Consider the following 20031-nt stretch of genomic DNA (forward strand, 5'->3'; position numbering starts at 1 on the left):
GTAAACAAAGGTGGTACCACGGAAATTAAAACCTTTTCGTCCTTTTTAACAGGATGAAAAGGTTTTTTTACGTTAGAAAAGTATTTTAGCTAGGTAGATATGACGACGTAGTTAAATTCTTGGAGTACCAAGTAAAGAAAAACGAGCACATTCGCTACTAACGAATGCCAGTTTTTCTAAAATGAAAAAAGGAGGAGTTAGTATGAGTCAAGAAGAAAAACAAACACTTTCTGCAAAGTATAATCCCCAGGAAGTAGAGGAAAACAGATATCAATTTTGGTTAGAAGGAAAGTATTTTGAAGCAGAGGGAGGAGCGTCTGAAAAAGAACCTTACTCCATTGTCATTCCACCACCAAACGTAACTGGAAGGCTTCATCTTGGCCATGCATGGGATACAACCATGCAGGATACTATTTCAAGAATGAAGCGAATGCAAGGATATGATGTTCTATGGCTTCCAGGTATGGACCATGCTGGTATTGCAACACAAGCAAAAGTAGAAGCAAAACTAAAGGAGCAAGGGACAAATCGTTACGAGCTAGGAAGAGAAAAATTTCTTGAAACTGCTTGGGAATGGAAATCCGAATATGCAGACTTCATTCGATCACAGTGGGAAAAGTTAGGCTTAGGACTAGATTATTCTCGTGAACGTTTTACGTTGGATGATGGCTTGTCTGAGGCAGTCAAAGAAGTATTTGTTAAGCTTTATGAAAAAGGCTGGATTTATCGCGGTGAATATATTATCAATTGGGATCCAAAAACGAAAACAGCATTATCAGATATTGAAGTTATTTACGAGGAAGTTCAGGGGAAATTCTATCACTTTCGTTATCCAATAAAAGATAGCGACGAATATATTGAAATTGCGACTACACGTCCAGAGACAATGCTCGGAGATACAGCTGTTGCAGTACACCCGAAGGATGAGCGTTATAGTCATTTAATTGGGAAGAAAGTAGTATTACCTATTGTGGGCAGGGAAATAGAAATAGTTGCCTATGACTATGTAGATAGAGAATTTGGTTCAGGAGCTGTCAAAATAACTCCTGCACATGATCCAAACGACTTTGAAATAGGTAATCGTCACAACTTAGAAAGAGTTCTTGTCATGAACGAAGACGGCACGATGAATGATAAAGCTGGAAAATATGAAGGCTTAGATCGTTTTGTCTGCCGTAAACAGATTGTCAAAGATCTACAGGATATGGGCGTGTTATTTAAGATTGAAGAACACACACATCAGGTGGGGCATTCTGAGAGAAGTGGAGCAGTTGTAGAGCCTTATTTGTCCACACAGTGGTTTGTAGACATGCAGCCATTGGCTGATGCTGCTGTGGAAATGCAACAAACAGAAGATAAAGTCAACTTTGTACCAGATCGATTTGAACGCACTTACCTGAATTGGATGGATAATATTCGAGACTGGTGTATCTCTCGACAGCTATGGTGGGGCCATCGAATTCCTGCATGGTATCATAAAGAAACAAATGAATTGTATGTAGGAAAAGAAGCTCCTGAAGACAGTGAAAACTGGGTACAGGATGAGGATGTACTTGATACATGGTTCTCTTCTGCATTGTGGCCATTTTCTACAATGGGCTGGCCAGATACAGATTCAGACGATTTCAAACGATATTTCCCAACAGGTGTATTGGTAACTGGATATGACATTATCTTTTTCTGGGTTGCTCGAATGATCTTCCAGTCAAAGGAATTTACCGATGTGAAGCCATTTAATGACGTACTTATTCATGGTTTGATACGAGATGCAGAAGGACGTAAAATGAGTAAGTCCCTTGGGAATGGCGTTGATCCAATGGATGTAATTGAAAAATACGGAGCAGACTCTCTACGGTACTTCTTATTAACAGGATCAACCCCTGGGCAGGATCTGCGTTTTCACTGGGAAAAAGTTGAATCAACCTGGAATTTTGCCAATAAAGTATGGAATGCTTCCAGATTTTCACTAATGAACATGGAAGGCTTTGCTTATGATGATATTGATTTGTCAGGAGAAAAATCACTCGCAGACAAATGGATATTAGCAAGGCTTAATGAGACAATTGGACATGTAACAAAAAATAATGAGAAATATGAGTTTGGGGAAGCAGGACGACACCTTTACAATTTTATTTGGGATGATTTGTGTGATTGGTATATAGAGATGGCAAAACTTCCTTTATACGGTGAAGATGAAGAACGGAAGAAAACCACTCGTTCCGTACTTGCGCATGTTTTAGATCAAACGATGCGTATGTTACATCCATTTATGCCGTTTATTACAGAAGAGATTTGGCAACAGCTTCCACATGAAGGACCTTCTATCACCATTGCACAGTGGCCTATAGAAAACCCTGAATTTGATGACGAAAAAGCAGTAAATGAAATGAAGCGACTTGTAGCAATTATTAAATCAGTACGGAACATTCGGGCAGAAGTAGACACACCAATGTCTAAACAAATTAAGTTATTAACCCAAACTGAATCTGCTACGATAACAGCTGAATTGGAAAATAACCGCGATTATCTTGAACGATTCTGTAATACAAGTGAGCTAGAAATAGCTGAGAAAGTTGCGGTGCCTGAGAAGGCTATGAGTGCAGTGGTAACAGGAGCGGAGCTCTTCCTCCCACTTGAAGGTTTAATTGACTTTAATAAGGAAAGAGAACGGCTTGAAAATGAGCTTGCTAAATGGACAAAAGAAGTAGAACGTGTTCAGAAAAAGCTAGCAAACAAGGGATTCGTAAGCAAGGCTCCAGAACATGTAGTAGCAGAAGAGAAACAGAAAGAAACTGATTATCTAGATAAGCAGGCAAAAGTAAAAGCTAGATTGCAGGAATTAAAATAATTTAAACAAAATCCAGTAATATAGCTGAAATTATATCCGAACTATGATTAAGTTTTCATTAATCTAGTTCGGATTTTTTGAGTATCGGACTTATAATTAGCGAGTATTTCGGAACAATAATTAGAAACCTTTCTATATCTACATCGCCTGTCATTTGACTCAATAAATTGAGTTAAGTATAATCCCTGTTTTTCATTATTTCATCCTTTATAAATTGAATGTAGATTTGTAGTATGTTGATATCACTTACAGCGCTAAGTGTCCTTGAACCGACAATATCTTCTATTTCATTAAAAAGCAGATTACCTTCCTCATCAAGTAAGAAATCAATCCCAACCATCCCAAAATCAAAATATGAAATGATCCTCTCAATTTGTATTCGTTCCTGCTCATTTAACAGGTATAGTTCGGCAGATCCACCAAGCTTATAGTTAGCGCGAAAGTCACTATCGCTCTGCCTTAAAACCGCCCCGACTATTTTCTTTCCTACTACAAATACACGTATATCCTTACCGCGTTGTACATTGCATGGCTGGACCAACATGTAATCCGAATGTATATAGGAAATGGATTGCTTAAACATAAATTCATCTTCTATCATGTACACCTGCGAACCACCTCTACCATGCGGCTCTTTTAAGACGAACGGATAATCAAGAGGAGGTACTTCGTTCTGAGTATCTTCCTTTTTAAGAAAAAAACTGTCCAGCATTGGGATGTCTAAACGCTGTATGGTGAGATGAGCCAGGGCCTTGTCATTCGCAATTTCTGACACGGTCGATGAGTTAAAGACATGGCAACCTCCTTCCTCCAAGTGTTTGCTTAAGAAGGGATCGATTGTTCGTACAACTGCGAAGACAGGGAAAGAAATCATGTTGCCTTTCCACCATGTAGTAGGCTGATTATCCTTAATTCCAATGGTAAGGTCTTCTCGATAAATGAGGGAAAGCGAGATATTTTGCTGGGAAGCTTCTGATAAAAACCAATCTATGTACGATCGGTTTTCATCTGCTTTGTCCTTATTATAAATAAGCCATCCACTAAGCATGGTCTTCACCAATTTTGTTATGCTCAAGAACCATTAAAATATATTGCATTATATAATCAGCAACGTTAATGCCGGTACAGTCGAACATATTACGTATATGGGCATTAGAATTAATTTCGCAAATGATGGGCTGTCCATCAACACCCAACAACAGGTCAACTCCAGCAAAATTTGCACCAATAGCTTTAGTAGCTGCTACTGCTAATTTTTCTTCTTGTGCTGAAGGCACGTATGCTTGCATGCTACCACCTGCAGATACATTCGCACGAAAATCATTTTTCGATTGGCGTTTCATGGCAGCAACTACTTTATCCCCCACAACATGTAGTCTGAGATCTTTTCCAAAACTGGAGGAAATAAACTCCTGATAAAGATAAGGTTTCCCTTGAAGTTCAAGTGCTTTATTCATTAACTCTTTCTCATCTTTAATAAGATAGACTTGTTCGCCAAATGAACCAAAAGCCTCTTTCATTATTAAAGGGAATCCTAGTGCCTCCGAAACCCCATGTAAGTCTTCTAAATTGGTATTTCCTTTCATGAAAACCTTTGGAGCCACAAACGTTTGGGGAATGGGAAGGTCGTATTTGGCTAATTCTTGAAATGTGGCAATTTTATCATCACTTATCTCAATGGACCGAGATGGATTAAACACTGGTATACGAAGTAATTCCAATTGCTTTGCCAAGTAGATGTCTTTATCTGCAAAAACGACATAATCGGGCAATTTTGGCGACCCATCTGATAGAATTTTAAGCTCATTAGTTTGTAATGAAACTAATAGCTCATTGTTTTTGTAAATACTTGTAGTGCTTCCTTGCTTTAGTGCGGAACTTTGTATCCATTCAGCAAAATCTAAAAATTTGTTTCCTTTTAAACTTCCGTTATAAATTATCCAACCATGTAAATTCATGAAGATGTTCCTTTCTGCTATACTAATTCTAGTTTAAATTTATACAACTAATACTTTAATTAGAGGTAGGGGATAAATATGTTTACTACATTTGATCAGGTGATTAATTTTATTGAAAGTAGAAAGAGCTATGGGATTAAGCCCGGTCTTGATCGAATCAAAACACTACTTCATTTATCTGATGAACCACAAAAAAGTATGAAAGCAATTCATATTGCGGGTACGAATGGCAAAGGATCAACCTCTCAATATATAAGAGACGCACTTATAGCAAATGGTTACAACGTAGGGCTTTTTTGTTCACCCAGCCCTAATTTAACAGGGCATATTTGGAATCAAGAAGGACCCATAACCGAAAGAGAGTTTCTTATTGAGTTAAATAGACTTTATTCAAGTATAAAGAAACTGGATCAGCAAGGTATGCATCCTACAGAATTTGAAATCATTACAGCACTTGCGTTTCTTTATTTTTCCCAGCATAGCGATATTGCAGTTATAGAGGCTGGGATGGGGGGGAGAGAAGATACTACCAATTGTTTTGAGCCACTCTTATCCATTATAACAAATGTGGCAATGGACCATACTGGCTTTTTAGGTGATCACTTGAAAGATATTGCTTACCATAAGGCTGGGATTATTAAATCAGATGTACCGGTTATAACGGGTGAACTGAAGCCAGATGCGAACCATGTAATTGTAAATGAAGTAGACCTGCGTCAAACTGCTTTATATCAACTCGGATCTGATTTTACAATTCATACTGCATCAATAGAAAACGGGGTTCAGAATTTAGAGTGGAAGGATGGTACTGATTATTCCCAAAAATTAAAATTACAGATGAAAGGGTCCCAACAGGCAGAAAATGCAGCATTGGCAATAAAGGCAATTTCGTTGCTTATACGGGAAGGTTACGCAATTGAGATGCCTAGAGCGTTAAACGCTATCAGTCATACGACAGTACCGGGAAGATTTGAACTAGTTAATGAATGGCCAAACGTTATTTTGGATGGTGCTCATAATCCAGATGGAATCAATTCTTTTCTTTCTTCTGTTCTGAACTATTACCCTAACAAGGAAAGACATCTTTTATTTGGTGTGTTTAAGGATAAGGATATGGAAACAATGCTTGACTTGCTCAGCCCTCATTTTACATCTATCACCCTAACAACTTTTGACCACCCTCGAGCAGCTGAGAAAAACGATCTTCAAGTTTATCTTAATAGAGATCGTTCTTTGCAATATGCCCACTGGCATAATGCAGTCAAATTTATGAATGAGACTAACCAAGTATACTTTATTACAGGTTCGCTTCATTTTATTATGCAAGTAAGAAATTTTTTTGAAATCAAATCTTGAATGTAACGGATACTCTTAGCATCTTTCTCGATATATGTCTAAAGATTTTCTGCTAGTGTGACAGGATTCTTCTTACTTTGCAAACTTCGTATGCTAGAGTGTGTATATCTACCATTCCAGTAACGGAGGGGAAAATGTGGACAAGGATAAACTAGTCGTTTTGTGGGAAGACGGAAAGCAGGTCAAAATAAAAGTCAACACCACTTCAAGAAAATTATCTGAGCCTCAATCAAAAGAAGAAACCGCTGCCTCTGTAGAAAGAATTCAGAGGCCTGAGGAGGTCCCACTTTATACGAGGAAAGTGACAAATCAATACGAATCAAAATCGAATAAACGTAACCGGTGGGTAGCTTTAAAGCCAATTTTGATTACCATTGCTTCTGCGTTGGGGGTCGGGACGCTTTTGGGAGTAATTTTGCTACAAATGTTCAGCTCAATTGATCCAGAGCTACCTACAAACAGTAATGCTGCTGTCCCGGCAGAAGTAGAAACCGCAGATGAAGAGAATAAAAATGCCGAGATAGCATTTGAATCGATGAGTGCTTTTGTTCTCCAAGCAGGGGTTTTTTCGGGTAGGGAGAATGCTGCAGAGTGGGCAGAAACATATAAAGAATCTGGTGTGTCGACAGTTTTGTGGGAAAAAGACAACCAGTTCTATCTCTTGGCTGGTATTGCCCAAGATAAAGAAGGGGCAATAGAGCTTCGGGATGAAATTACTAAAGACGGCTTAGAATTCTATGTTAAACAATGGAGTACAGAAGCAGGAAAGCTAAAAGTATCTGAGGAGAATAAAGGCTGGTTAGAGCAGCTTCAAACAAACTGGTTGGAAGCGAGGAATGAGCTTACCAATGAACGACCATTGGATAAGGAAGTCTGGGAAAATCTTAATCAAGCTTTACCTACCGATCCCAGTCCTTTCACCTCGCTAGCAGATGAAGTGAGAAACACAGCTAAACTAGCAGAGAGTCTAACAGCGCAGGAAGCACAACATCAACTACTACTGCTTTGGAACCTCTATACCAACGCAGTGGAAATGCAATAATGGGATTGGTATAAAGAATTGAATTATCTAGTAATTCACCTAGCCCATAAACCCATTTTATCTAGCAGAAAAACCATATTTGCCAGGAGGAATAATGACTAAATCATCATTTCGGGTAGTTGTTCTACTCGCTAGGAGATATATAATGGAGGATATCAATAGCAAAGGAAGGATGATAGATAATGACAGTTTCCTCCATTATGATAAAAAATGTTCCAAAAAATGATCGTCCCCGTGAGAGGCTGCTGGAAAATGGTGCAGATCACCTATCAAATCAAGAGTTGCTGGCTATTTTACTTGGTAGTGGCACGAAAGCTGAATCTGTAATGGCCCTTTCTAATCGCGTTCTTATGCATTTTGAAGGGCTTAAGTTGTTACATGACGCGACCATTGAAGAGTTAACAGCAATAAAAGGTATAGGTACTGCCAAAGGTGTCCAGCTCCTATCCTCTATTGAATTAGGCAAAAGAATGAGTCAATACAAGCCAGAAGTTCGTTATGTCATTCGCTCTCCAGAAGATGGTGCTAACTATGTTATGGAAGAAATGCGAACCTTGAGACAAGAACATTTTGTTGTATTATTTTTAGATACAAAGAATCAGGTTATCCATCGCCAAACAATATTTATTGGAAGCTTAAACGCTTCTATTGTTCATCCAAGAGAAGTTTTCAGAGAAGCTGTCAAACGATCAGCTGCCTCCATTATTGTAATCCACAACCACCCTTCAGGCGACCCCACCCCATCTAAAGAAGACATTCATGTAACGAGAAGACTAGTTGACTCTGGGAAAATGATTGGTATTGAGCTTTTAGACCACCTAATTATTGGAGATAGAAAGTTTGTCTCTTTAAAGGAAAAAGGATATGTATAAAGGGAGAGGTAAATTAATTTTACTGAATTAGTAAATATGTTAACGGGAAATGCCCAACTCGAATATTCTATTTATAAGTTGATGATTGACATAGGGGTTGGCAGAAATGAACGAGAAATACAAAAATGTTGCGAAAAAGTCTGAGGGCGAACAGGAGTTACAGCTGGCTGCAAGTTTAAAAATCGCCTGGATTGCAGGAATATTCAGTACATTAGGGGATGCTTTAGGAACATATGCCGCCACATTGGCTATTGAAGAAGCAGTAGAGGAAGACGCTATGCAGAAGGCAAAAGATCAACAATTAGAAAAAAGACTTGAGCATTTAGAAAAACAATTAGAGACAATTCAAGAGTCGTTAGGGTCGAAATGAATAACCTTAATAAACATCCATCAGCATTAAAAAGATGAAGGTCTGGGTCCGAAAAACTTTTGGACTCAGACCCTTATTTCTTTAATAATTAATTTAGGTTAGAATTTTCAATAATTTTAATGGATACATAAGGTGGCATTAAAATCACTATTTAATATACACCGTAATTTGAAACATCTTAAAAAAGCTAATATAGGATATGGATAACACTATCTATTTTATTAATTTTCTCGTATAATTATATTGACGAACATATAGACAGCGCCATTTTTCGATTTTCATTTGAAAGTGGCGCTTATTAAGATTGTTACCTAACAGTCTTATGCTAGTGATGTATTTAAGGTTAGAACCCTACAGTACATAACATATAAATAATTGATATAGTGTAATATTGGAGAGGAAGATTTGATTGGGAATTTTTAATTTATCTCAAGATTTAGGGATAGACTTGGGTACTGCTAATACGCTTGTATTTGTTAAAGGAAAAGGCGTGGTAGTACGTGAACCGTCTGTTGTATCAAAAAACATTCAAACAGGAGATATAGAAGCTGTTGGAAACTCTGCACGTAATATGATTGGCAGAACACCAGGTAATATTACTGTTATCCGTCCAATGAAGGATGGAGTCATAGCAGACTATGATACGACAGCAGTTATGATGAAATATTATATAAAAAAAGCAATGAAGAATCGGTCTTATTTTGCAAAAAAACCAAATGTTATGGTCTGTGTTCCTTCTGGCATAACGATGGTTGAGGAGAGAGCTGTCATTGATGCGACTAAACAGGCAGGTGCAAAAGAGGCATATCCTATTTCTGAGCCATTCGCTGCAGCAATTGGAGCAGGTCTCCCGGTATGGGAACCAACTGGAAGTATGATTGTAGATATTGGCGGAGGGACAACGGAGGTAGCTGTTATTTCTTTAGGTGGTGTGGTGACAAGTCAGTCCATCCGTGTTGCAGGTGATGATATGGACGAAGCCATTATATCTTATATTAAGAAGAATTATAGCCTATTAATAGGAGAGCGATCTGCTGAATCGATTAAAATGGATATTGGAACTGCAGGTGAAGTAGAGGGAAATGATGAGATGGATATACGTGGTCGAGATCTGTTGACTGGATTACCAAAAACCATCACCATTACTGCAAAAGAAATTGCCCATTCACTTGAAGATACGGTAACAGCTATTGTAGAATCAGTGAAGACAACACTCGAGAAGACGCCTCCTGAACTTGCAGCTGATATTATGGACCGTGGGATTGTTCTTTCGGGTGGAGGATCTCTACTAAAAAACATTGACCAGGTGATCAGTGATGAAACAAAAATGCCTGTATTTGTAACAGAGGATCCGCTGGAAAGCGTAGCAATTGGTACTGGTAAATCTCTAGATTACATTCAACATTTTCGTTCCCATCCAAATGTATCATCACGTCCGACAATAGATTAAGCAGGTGTTAAGATGTCTTTTTTACGTAGAAGAAAACTATTTATTTTTTTGATAGGGTTTATTGTTCTAGTCGCTTTAATTGGTTATTCACTAAGAGACAGGACGAATTTGACAATAGCCGAACAATTTATACATGACACAGTGGGGTTTGCACAGAAAATTGTACACACTCCAGTTAACTTTATAACCGAGATCTTTACAAATATTGATGATCTTCGTGATACATATACGGAGAATCAAGTATTAAAAGAAAAATTAGCAGAATATAAAGGGCTAATTTACGAAGTACAAGGATTAAAAGAAGAGAATGAAGAACTTAGAGAAATTGCCGATTTAAAAGAATCTGATCTGTTGCGTAACTTTACACCTATCCAGGCAACAGTCATGTCTAGGTCACCGGAACGCTGGATCGAACAGGTTACCATTAATAAAGGTAATGATGATGGTGTTGCAGAAAATATGGCTGTCATTACACCGGACGGAATGATAGGAAAGGTGCTTACAACATCTCCTTCTACTGCCAAGGTCCAATTATTGTCTGGATTTGATCAATTTAATCGTATCTCAGCTTCTGTTTCCCGTGAAGACGGTAGTGAAATAGTAGGGATGATAGAAGAGTATGATCAAGATTCCGGATCCCTTTTGTTTCGCATAATTGAAGAGTCTGAGAAAGACCTTGAAGAAGGTGAGTTAGTATTCTCCTCTGGTCTGGGTGGTGTTTTCCCTTCTGGTCTCCCTATTGGTGAAGTAAAAGAAGTTGTTCCGGATCAATATGGTTTAACTCGAACAGCTCTAGTAGAACCAGCAGCCGATATGTACGATATAAATCAGGTGATTGTTGTTGACCGAGCAATGAAAAATGAAAGTGACACGGAAGTCAGTGAGGAGGAAGCTGAATGAAACGCTTATACCTCCCACTAATTCTCTTTCTTTTTCTTGTTTTGGAGGGTGTGGCATTGGATCTATTGCCAGGAAGACTCTTGACAGGAGATTTGCTTATTGTGCCACACTGGGTCCTGATTTTTTTAGTGTTTATCACGATTTTTTATGAAAATGAGAGAACCTACTATTCTTTCATCTATGCCCTCGTGTTTGGTTTGCTAATTGATGTTGTATATACAGGTATATTGGGTGTATATATGTTTTCTTATGCCTTTGCTATATATATTGTCCACCTATTAAACAAATTGGTACACGCTAATATCCATGTGAGCATTTTATTGGGCGTTGTGGCGGTAGTCCTTTCTGACATTTCTATAAATGTTATTTATTTGGTTGCTGGGGTAAACGATATGATATGGCAGGATTATTTTATGACTCGTTTGCTGCCTACACTCATTTCCAACCTTGTTTTCTTGGTAATACTTTATCCTTTGTTTGTAAAACGCCTTACTACATGGGGGCAGGAACAATTATCAGGAAACAATACATTATAAAGAGGTTTGTTTTAATATTTTTAATCGCTGTGGAGGTTTTGTAACGAACATAGCGTTATGTAAGTTGAAACTATTGCTAAGGTAACAGTAATGAGGTGAGTAATCGTGCTTGATAAAAAACAATTTATAACAATAAAGGGTACAAAGGAAGGACTCACTTTATTTATTGATGATTCCTGTACTTTTGAACATGCTTTAAACGAATTGCGAGAAAAAATACATGCAAGTCGGCCAAAGCATGATGAACCGGTTGTATCTGTGAAAGTAAAGCTTGGTAATCGATATGTACAGGAAGAACAGAAGGAAGTATTACGTGAAATCATTGCCAAAGATGAGAGATTTACAATAGACTCAATTGTTTCTGATGTGGTACGCAGAGAAGAGGCCTTGCTCTGGCAAGAGGCGAGTGAGGTCAAGACAGTAAATCGTATCATTCGTTCAGGCCAGGTACTTGAGGTTACCGGTGATCTACTTTTAATAGGTGATGTAAACCCTGGAGGAAAAGTTGTCTCGACAGGTAATATCTACATAATGGGAAGGCTGAATGGGATCGCTCATGCAGGAATAAATGGTGACAAACAAGCATTTATTACCGCTTCCTATATGAAGCCAAGTCAGCTTAGAATTGCAGAATATATCAGTCGTGCTCCAGATTATGAATCTGATGGTGTGTATATGGAATGTGGTCTTATAGATGAAGAACAAGATAAAATTGTAATAGATCGACTACAAGTTCTTTCACATAAAAGCGAAATAAGCGGATTCGGAAGGAGAATGCAAAATGGGTGAAGCAATTGTAATTACATCGGGTAAGGGTGGTGTAGGAAAAACAACTACAACTGCTAACATTGGTACAGGTTTAGCGCTTATGGACAAAAAGGTGTGCTTGATTGATACTGACATTGGCTTACGGAACTTAGATGTGGTGATGGGACTTGAAAATCGTATAATTTACGATATTGTTGATGTAATTGAGGAGCGTTGTAAGCTAAAACAAGCCTTAATAAAGGACAAGCGTTTTGATTACTTATCGCTATTGCCTGCAGCTCAAACTAGCGATAAATCTGCTGTAACAGAAGAGGGCATGAGAAAAATCGTTGCAGAGCTGAAGCAGGAGTATGATTATGTAATCATCGACTGCCCTGCAGGTATTGAACAAGGATTTAAAAATGCTATTGCGGGTGCGGACAAAGCAATTGTAGTAACAACTCCAGAAAAGTCTAGTGTTAGAGATGCTGACCGAATTGTTGGCCTATTAGAACAGGAAGATATTGACCCACCACTTCTAGTTATAAATCGTATTCGTAACCATATGATGAAAAACGGCGACATGATTGAAATAGATGATATTGTACAAATTTTATCCATTAATTTAATAGGAATTGTGGTCGACGATGACGATGTTATAAAGGCATCGAATAGTGGGGAGCCCGTGGCTCTTCAGCCAAACTCAAAAGCATCTATTGCATATCGTAATATTGCTAGGAGAATTCTCGGCGAAACGGTGCCACTCCAATCCCTTGAGGATGAAAAAGGTGTCTTTCAGAAAGTGAAAAAGTTTTTAGGTATCCGTGCATAATAGTAAACTAGTAACCTGAGCTTACGAGTATTATACTTGTGGACTCAGGTTTTTAACATATCTGGCAAAAATCCCTCATAAACTTGTACAAAAGATTGTGAAGGATTGTGAGGACAATGAATAATGGTGTAAAAAAAGTTAGGCAATCTATTAATCAACGAAAAAAAGCACGCGGCATGTCAACAGCGAAAGAAGGGGCAAAGAGGCATGTTTTACCTGTTTTTCCCCAAGATGAAGAGAAACATGGATACATGCCTATTTACGATGGTCAGGGGGCTGTAGGGGACAAAAAGAACAAGGTGATAACAGCTGTTTTGCTAAAAGGAATATTATCTATTATGTTATTTTTTGGTGTTGCGCTCATCTGGGAGACTAATGCCCCTCAGTTGCAATCAACGAAAGAATGGACAAGCGGTGTTCTCACAGAGGAATTTCCGTTTGCAAAAGTAAACCAGTGGTATCAGGAATCATTTGGGACCCCATTGGCTTTACCGCCAAATAGGGACACTTCAGAGAGTGTTACAGAAGGAGCGTTGGCTTTACCTGTATCTGGAAATGTAACAGAGTCCTTTCAAGCTAATGGGACAGGGATTAAAATTGCCCCGGAAAATACATCAGCAGTTTCAGCTTTGCATGATGGCGTGGTTGTTTTTGCTGGAAATGATAGCAATACAAATAAAACGGTTAAGATACAGCATGCGGATGGAAGTGTATCCACTTATGGCGAGCTTAGTGATTTAAATGTTCATTTGTATCAATTTGTTAAAAATAATCAAGCAATCGGACAATTTACTCCACAACCGAATAGTACTACCCTTTATTTTTCCATTGAAAAAGGTAAGGACTATATTGACCCTGTGCAGGTAATTAAAGTTGACGACAGCGAGTAAGTACTTGCCAAAAATTCATTTTCATCCAATTTTGCTTGTATTCTTCTTTATATCTTTTTTGACTGGTACCTTTGTAGAAATGACGGTTATTTTACTTATTGTCTTAATCCATGAACTTGGGCATTTTACTATGGCTAAAAGATTTGATTGGAGAATTGGCGTGATTATGCTTTGGGTGTTTGGTGGGGTAATGAAAACAGATGAGCATGGCACCAAGCCGATTGTCGAAGAAACACTTGTGACAATTGCTGGACCATTGCAACATGTTCTGATTTATGCAGGAATATTTGCTCTTTCGTATAGTGGGCTGGTGCCAACCTCATTTATAGATATAATGTTATACTATAATACAGTTATTTTACTATTTAATTTACTACCTGTATGGCCGCTTGATGGTGGAAAGCTATTATTTTTGTTTCTTGCTAGGTTTCTCCCATACAAGCGGGCTTATCATATAATTATACTCTTTTCAATGACCCTGGCAGTAATCTTTCTAACTGTACAACTAATACTTCCATCTTTTACATTAAGCACCTTTCTAATCGCGCTCTTTTTGTTTATGGAAAGCCAATCGGAATGGAAACAGCGTCAGTATGTATTTATGCGTTTTCTATTAAAACGTTTCGAGAAAAAGCCTATTGTCTTGAAGAATCAGCCACTCTATGTTTCACCGGATAGTTCTTTAATGAGCGTTTTCTCAGCCTTTAATCAGGAAAAAAAACATACGATCTATGTGACAAATAAACTGGGCAAGCATACAGTGTTAGAGGAAGACGAATGTTTAAATGCATATTTTAAAGAAAAAAAATATCATCTTTCGGTTGGAGAAATTGCAGAGAATAGTGCATGAAATAGAAAGAATTTGTCATGCATTGTCTTGACAGACTTCCTTGTTAGATGGTAACATTAATACGTTATTCATCGTAGCACCAGTGCTACAACCGCACAGAACAGGTTTGGATAAACTCTTAAGAGAGTACCTGAATGGCGAGTCTGAGTTAATTAAGGAGGTGCAAGGTATGTACGCAATTATCGAAACAGGCGGTAAGCAAGTTAAAGTTGTGGAAGGCCAAGAAATTTACGTGGAGAAAGTAGTAGCTGATGCAAATGAAGCTGTAACTTTCGAAAAAGTTCTATTCGTAGGTGGAGACGATGTGAAAGTAGGTGCACCATATGTTGAAGGTGCAACAGTCACTGCTAAAGTGGAAAAGCATGGTCGTCAGAAAAAGGTAACAGTATTCAAATATAAGCCTAAAAAGAACTATCACCGTAAACAAGGTCATCGTCAGCCTTATACAAAATTAGTTATTGATAAAATCAATGCATAAAGGTTTTTCTCTATGATTCAGGTAACAATTAATCGTATGGACAATCGAATAACTGCATTTAAACTTTCTGGACATGCAGATAGTGGCCCTTATGGCTATGATCTTGTATGTGCAGGGGTCTCAGCAGTTTCAATTGGTACAGTAAATGCTGTTGTGTCACTATGCGGTGCTGATTTACTAATCGAGCAGGGTGAGGATGGCGGATATCTTTATGTCCAGATTCCAGATGAAGTGCGCAACATGGAACAGGTTCAACTCCTGTTTGAAGGTATGCTGGTCTCATTACAATCTATTGAGAATGAATATGGGGAATTTATTAGAATTCGTACATTATAAGGAGGTGCAGTGGTATGCTACGTCTTGATTTGCAGTTTTTCTCACAGAAAAAAGGTGCTGGTAGTACAAAGAACGGTCGTGATTCAGAATCCAAACGTCTTGGTGCTAAACGTGCTGATGGCCAATTCGTAACAGGGGGTTCTATTCTTTACCGTCAACGCGGTACAAAGATTTACCCAGGTGAAAACGTTGGTCGTGGTGGAGATGACACACTTTTTGCAAAAGCTGACGGCGTTGTTAAATTTGAACGCTTTGGTCGTGACCGTAAGAAGGTTAGTGTTTATCCAGTGGCACAGGAAGCATAACATTTTGCATTTACTCAAAAACTCCAACTTTCTTAAGGTTGGAGTTTTTTTAATAGAGGAAGTAAGGTAATTCATCTCCTTTTATATGAGCTTTATACATCATTAGTTCGCTAGTAAGTTCGCAAAAATCGGTGCGCAGTGTTTTTCTAATTACATATAGTACTTTCTCTGGATAGGAAGTCTACTGGTTTTTTGCTATACTTTTTATATGTAATGGAGGGGGAAGACATGAACGAGAAAGATGTTATCTTATTACTTCAGCATTATCGTCATGATTTAATGAACCATTTACAGATTATTCATGGTTATTTAAGTATGAATAAAACAGACAGGGTAGAGAGTAAAGTTCAGGAAAGTCTGGAATATTATAATGAAGAAAGAAAACTAATGCATTTACAGGGTACTTTATTAACATTGTGGGTTATTCAATTTAGCAGCTATTATAATGATTTTCGTCTTACGTACCAAATACATACCGAAAATAAGAAAATAATGCAGTCTGATGAACAATTGGTAAGAATATGCAACCGAGTGATATCACTTATTAGCCAGATGCATGCGGGAATGGAACTATTTGAAGTGCATCTACTTCTCGAGGAAACGGAAATTCCAGAATTTTTACGTGTCAAATTGTCTATTGATGGGAATTTTATAAATAAAGAGGAAGTAATTGATAAGCTTAATAACATGGAAGTAGATTTTCAAATGAGTACAGAAAATACCAAAGACGGAATCGTGTGTATCTTTACAATTCCGTGTGAAATATGAGGTGAACAGCAATGTTTGTAGATCAGGTTAGTGTGTATGTGAAAGCTGGTGACGGAGGGAATGGACTTGTCGCCTACCGTCGGGAAAAATATGTACCAAAAGGTGGTCCTGCTGGCGGTGACGGCGGGAATGGTGGAGATATTGTTTTTGAAGTAGATGAAGGATTAAATACCTTAATGGATTTCCGATATAACCGTCACTTTAAAGGCAAGCGTGGAGAAAACGGAATGAGTAAAACACAGCACGGAAAAAATTCTGCACCTTTAGTTATACCCGTGCCCCCAGGAACTTCCGTAATAGATGAGGAAACAGAAGAGGTTATTGCCGATTTAATAGCCCATAAGCAGAGAGCGGTTATTGTAAGAGGTGGTCGTGGAGGCCGGGGGAATACGCGGTTTGCCACACCTAGAAACCCTGCTCCAGACATGGCGGAGAATGGTGAGCCAGGACAGGAACGGAATATAAAAGTCGAACTAAAGCTAATTGCTGATGTAGGGTTGGTCGGTTTTCCAAGTGTTGGTAAGTCGACGTTTCTATCTGTAGTAAGTGCTGCGAAGCCAAAAATTGCTGATTATCATTTTACTACACTTGCTCCAAATTTGGGTGTGATTGATACCAGTGACCATCGTAGCTTCGTTATGGCAGATTTGCCAGGTTTAATTGAAGGAGCCCATGAGGGAATTGGACTAGGCCATCAGTTCTTGCGCCATGTTGAGCGGACTAGATTAATTGTTCACGTTATTGATATGGCTGGGACGGAAGGAAGAGATCCTTTCGAAGATTTTGTGAAAATAAACCAGGAACTTAAAGAGTATGATATGAAACTAACAGAACGTCCACAAATCATTGCGGCAAACAAAATGGACATGCCGGGTGCTTCAGATAACTTGACTTTGTTTAAAGAGCAGCTTGGTGAAGACATACCCGTATACGAAATATCTGCTTTGACAAAAGAGGGCTTGCGCGATATTTTATTCGCAATTGCAGACCAGTTGGATGCTATTCCAAAAGTAGCTCCAAAAATGGAGGAAGTTGAGGAAAAGGTAATTTACCGTTATACGAAGGAAGATGCACCATTTAAAATTACGCGTGATGATGACGGGGCATATGTGCTTTCTGGAGATAAGATAGAGAAGTTATTTAAGATGACAGACTTTGCAAGAGATGAAGCTGTCCAGCGTTTTTCTAGACAAATTAGAGGAATGGGTGTAGACAAGGAACTTCGTGAACGTGGTGCAAAAGATGGCGATATAATTAGACTGCTTGACTTTGAATTCGAATTTATTGAGTAATAAATATAGTATCCGGGGAAATAGGGGGAGAAACTTTGTCAGCAACAATTGGTTATTTAGGACCTAAAGGAACCTTTACAAAACTAGCTGTCGACACAGCATTTAACGGAGAACATAAAGAAAGCTTTGCCACCATTCCAGAATGTATTGATGCAGTGCAACAAGATCAGATAGATATAGGGGTTGTTCCACTAGAAAATGCAATCGAAGGTACGGTTCAACTTACAATTGATTATTTGGTACACCAAGTGAGGTTACCGATTATGGCTGAGATAGTTGTTCCTATACAACAACACCTATTAGTGCATCCTGATTTTAATGGAAGCCTACGTGATATTACCGAGGTACACTCTCATAGTCATGCGATAGCGCAATGTCACCAATATCTTCATCAGTCGTTGCCTGAGGCGAAGATCCAATACACAACCTCTACGGGAAGAGCAGCTGAGATTATTAGTAAAAGTAATTCTCCGATTGCTGCGATCGGGAACAAATTGGCTGCAGAAGTGTATGGTCTTAAACTTGTAGAGGAAAATATTCATGACTATTCAAATAACCACACACGTTTTGTGGTACTCAGTAAAGATGAAAATAAACTAAAAATTAAGCATCCCGTCAGCACAGAAAAGACAAGCATGCTTATTTCATTACCTAGTGATCAAGCGGGGGCATTGCATCAGGTGTTGTCTGCGTTCGCTTGGAGGAAAATGAGTTTGTCCAAAATTGAATCCAGACCAATGAAGACAGGTCTGGGCAACTATTTCTTTATAATTGACGTTGATCAGGCTTATGATGATGTTTTATTCCCTGGTGTTAAAGGGGAACTTGAAGCGTTAGGATGTAATGTAACCATTATGGGTACATATCCTGTTTATAAGTTAACGATTTAAATACAGCCAAAAAGCCACCTATTACCGTGAGAGGCGGCTTTTTTGGTTAAAAAAAGTTGTCACAATCGATCAATCCAAATAGTTTTGCAAAATATGTTTCAACTTTTTCTATATGCTTGCATATCTTGATATAGAGTAATTAGCCCAGTTCTATATCGAAAGGAGATCGGTTCGTTTTGAAAATACACATTGTTCAAAAAGGAGATACACTCTGGGAGTTATCAAAGAAATACGGGGTGAATTTTGAGGAACTAAAACAAATGAACAGTCAATTGTCGAGTCCAGATATGATCATGCCCGGAATGAAAATAAAGATTCCTAGCGGCTCTAAAGCAGTAAAACAAGAAAGTATGCCAAAAAAGGAAACGGTTAAGCAATCATACAAGGACACCTCCCCGAAACCAATGCCGGTAATGAAAGAAGACGAAAAAGAAATGCCTAAACCGCAGATGCCTCAAATGCCACAGATGCCACAGATTCCAAGCCAGCCGATTATGCAAATGCCCATTTTAGAACAAGAATTTCAAAATTACACAACAATTAACTTCCCGGAGCCTCAACATCATGAAAAACCAAAGAAAGAAGTAAAAAAAGAAATGCCAAAAGAGAAACCAAAAGTTGAAGCTCAAAGCTATCACACCCCAAAACCACAAGTACAAATGCAGCCGCAGATGCAACCGCAACCGCAACATGTACCAACGCATATGGTACCAATGTGTTGTCACATCGTACATCCATGTTATCCACCTGTTCCGTTTCAAGTAATGGCACAGGTTTCGGATTGGCCAAATGGTCATGTCCATGGTATGGATCATCATGGCATGGCACCTGCTCATATGCACCATATGCAACCTATGCACCATATGCATATGCATCAAGGGAAAGAGGACTGTGGGTGTTCGGGGCCCAAAATACATGGTGCTCCGCAACAAACCATGTTTGATCCAATGCAACAGCAGATGCACATGGGGCAGCAACCATTTCAACCACAAATGTATCCACCACAATTTGAGGGAATGTCAAACTTTGCTCCAACACCCCCTGGCTATCCTGATTTTAGTAACCGCGATAAAGATAAAAAGGAATCACCCAAAAGTGAATAGATTTAACTCTAGAGGCGACGTTTGTATCGTCTCTTTTTTATTATTTTCATGTAAAAGGTCAGTTTTTTACATATTTGTTTAAAAAACCTCTCGTCGTATAAGACAAATTGTAACTTCTTTCACATGTTTCTATATCCTTTTATGTTTGTTTTATTAAGAGACGGGAATAAAAGTCTGTAGGAAATAGTATAGACTATTTAAATGCGGA

Annotated in this window: 21 protein-coding genes and 2 other annotated features (1 of these 23 running past the window's edge); of the genes, 19 read left to right on the top strand and 2 right to left on the bottom strand. The window is 38.4% G+C overall.

From position 1 onward, the window contains the following. Positions 1 to 47 (top strand) — a binding site (T-box leader) (it extends 197 nt beyond the left edge of the window). A gap of 155 nt (positions 48 to 202) precedes the next feature. Continuing rightward, positions 203 to 2848, top strand: a complete 2646-nt coding sequence (locus tag BN985_RS09965) for a valine--tRNA ligase (RefSeq protein ID WP_042223325.1) — start codon at positions 203 to 205, stop codon at positions 2846 to 2848. A gap of 172 nt (positions 2849 to 3020) precedes the next feature. Here the strand turns inward: BN985_RS09965 and BN985_RS09970 are convergent, their stop codons facing one another. Both BN985_RS09970 and BN985_RS09975 read right to left on the bottom strand, forming a co-directional pair. Further along, entirely contained in the window at positions 3021 to 3896 is an 876-nt protein-coding gene (locus tag BN985_RS09970) for an ATP-grasp domain-containing protein (protein WP_042223326.1), read from the bottom strand. Then, complete coding sequence (locus BN985_RS09975) at positions 3889 to 4806, bottom strand: ATP-grasp domain-containing protein (protein WP_042223327.1); 918 nt, start codon at positions 4804 to 4806, stop codon at positions 3889 to 3891. Before BN985_RS09975 ends, BN985_RS09970 begins: the two co-directional genes overlap by 8 nt. Before the next feature lie 78 nt (positions 4807 to 4884). Here BN985_RS09975 and BN985_RS09980 point away from each other — a divergent pair, with 78 nt between their 5' ends. The 18 genes from BN985_RS09980 to safA all read left to right on the top strand — a co-directional run bounded on the left by BN985_RS09980 (position 4885) and on the right by safA (position 19823). Further along, the gene (locus BN985_RS09980) at positions 4885 to 6162 is read left to right on the top strand and encodes a bifunctional folylpolyglutamate synthase/dihydrofolate synthase (RefSeq protein WP_042223328.1); all 1278 of its coding nucleotides are present in this window, start codon (positions 4885 to 4887) and stop codon (positions 6160 to 6162) included. A gap of 136 nt (positions 6163 to 6298) precedes the next feature. Beyond that, positions 6299 to 7204, top strand: coding sequence for a hypothetical protein (locus tag BN985_RS09985; protein ID WP_042223329.1), 906 nt, complete (start codon positions 6299 to 6301; stop codon positions 7202 to 7204). Positions 7205 to 7386: 182 nt separating this feature from the next. Beyond that, positions 7387 to 8076 (top strand): RadC family protein, encoded by a 690-nt coding sequence (radC, locus tag BN985_RS09990; protein WP_042223330.1) that lies wholly within the window; start codon positions 7387 to 7389, stop codon positions 8074 to 8076. A gap of 106 nt (positions 8077 to 8182) precedes the next feature. Beyond that, positions 8183 to 8446, top strand: coding sequence for a hypothetical protein (locus BN985_RS09995; protein ID WP_042223331.1), 264 nt, complete (start codon positions 8183 to 8185; stop codon positions 8444 to 8446). Between the two features lie 409 nt (positions 8447 to 8855). Continuing rightward, positions 8856 to 9896, top strand: coding sequence for a rod shape-determining protein (locus BN985_RS10000; protein WP_042223332.1), 1041 nt, complete (start codon positions 8856 to 8858; stop codon positions 9894 to 9896). Positions 9897 to 9908: 12 nt separating this feature from the next. After that, positions 9909 to 10796 (top strand): rod shape-determining protein MreC, encoded by an 888-nt coding sequence (gene mreC, locus BN985_RS10005; protein WP_042223333.1) that lies wholly within the window; start codon positions 9909 to 9911, stop codon positions 10794 to 10796. Further along, positions 10793 to 11332 (top strand): rod shape-determining protein MreD, encoded by a 540-nt coding sequence (gene mreD, locus BN985_RS10010; protein WP_042223334.1) that lies wholly within the window; start codon positions 10793 to 10795, stop codon positions 11330 to 11332. The genes mreC and mreD overlap by 4 nt, the downstream gene beginning before the upstream one ends. 105 nt (positions 11333 to 11437) lie before the next feature. After that, positions 11438 to 12121, top strand: coding sequence for a septum site-determining protein MinC (gene minC / locus BN985_RS10015; protein WP_042223335.1), 684 nt, complete (start codon positions 11438 to 11440; stop codon positions 12119 to 12121). After that, a complete protein-coding gene (gene minD / locus BN985_RS10020) occupies positions 12114 to 12911 on the top strand; it encodes a septum site-determining protein MinD (RefSeq protein ID WP_042223336.1) in 798 nt (265 codons plus the stop codon). Before minC ends, minD begins: the two co-directional genes overlap by 8 nt. 116 nt (positions 12912 to 13027) lie before the next feature. Beyond that, a complete protein-coding gene (locus BN985_RS10025; protein ID WP_042223337.1) occupies positions 13028 to 13801 on the top strand; it encodes a M23 family metallopeptidase in 774 nt (257 codons plus the stop codon). Further along, positions 13785 to 14651 (top strand): site-2 protease family protein, encoded by an 867-nt coding sequence (locus tag BN985_RS10030; RefSeq protein WP_042223338.1) that lies wholly within the window; start codon positions 13785 to 13787, stop codon positions 14649 to 14651. Before BN985_RS10025 ends, BN985_RS10030 begins: the two co-directional genes overlap by 17 nt. A 79-nt stretch (positions 14652 to 14730) precedes the next feature. Next, positions 14731 to 14806, top strand: a sequence feature (ribosomal protein L21 leader region). Positions 14807 to 14820: 14 nt separating this feature from the next. Beyond that, the gene (gene rplU, locus BN985_RS10035) at positions 14821 to 15129 is read left to right on the top strand and encodes a 50S ribosomal protein L21 (protein ID WP_042223339.1); all 309 of its coding nucleotides are present in this window, start codon (positions 14821 to 14823) and stop codon (positions 15127 to 15129) included. A gap of 12 nt (positions 15130 to 15141) precedes the next feature. Beyond that, positions 15142 to 15465 (top strand): ribosomal-processing cysteine protease Prp, encoded by a 324-nt coding sequence (locus BN985_RS10040; protein WP_042223340.1) that lies wholly within the window; start codon positions 15142 to 15144, stop codon positions 15463 to 15465. A gap of 14 nt (positions 15466 to 15479) precedes the next feature. After that, complete coding sequence (gene rpmA / locus BN985_RS10045) at positions 15480 to 15770, top strand: 50S ribosomal protein L27 (protein ID WP_036572294.1); 291 nt, start codon at positions 15480 to 15482, stop codon at positions 15768 to 15770. Positions 15771 to 15998: 228 nt separating this feature from the next. Continuing rightward, the gene (locus BN985_RS10050) at positions 15999 to 16538 is read left to right on the top strand and encodes a Spo0B domain-containing protein (protein ID WP_052360667.1); all 540 of its coding nucleotides are present in this window, start codon (positions 15999 to 16001) and stop codon (positions 16536 to 16538) included. An 11-nt stretch (positions 16539 to 16549) separates the two neighbouring features. Further along, the gene (gene obgE / locus BN985_RS10055; protein WP_042223341.1) at positions 16550 to 17830 is read left to right on the top strand and encodes a GTPase ObgE; all 1281 of its coding nucleotides are present in this window, start codon (positions 16550 to 16552) and stop codon (positions 17828 to 17830) included. Between the two features lie 35 nt (positions 17831 to 17865). Further along, positions 17866 to 18720: a prephenate dehydratase gene (gene pheA, locus BN985_RS10060; protein ID WP_042223342.1), complete on the top strand. Its 855-nt coding sequence runs from the start codon at positions 17866 to 17868 to the stop codon at positions 18718 to 18720. 176 nt (positions 18721 to 18896) lie between these two features. Beyond that, positions 18897 to 19823, top strand: a complete 927-nt coding sequence (safA, locus tag BN985_RS19345) for a SafA/ExsA family spore coat assembly protein (protein ID WP_052360668.1) — start codon at positions 18897 to 18899, stop codon at positions 19821 to 19823. The last annotated feature ends 208 nt before the right edge of the window (positions 19824 to 20031 follow it).

Origin of the sequence: Oceanobacillus manasiensis, from assembly GCF_000724085.1 — a bacterium.
Lineage (GTDB): Bacteria > Bacillota > Bacilli > Bacillales > Amphibacillaceae > Oceanobacillus_B > Oceanobacillus_B manasiensis.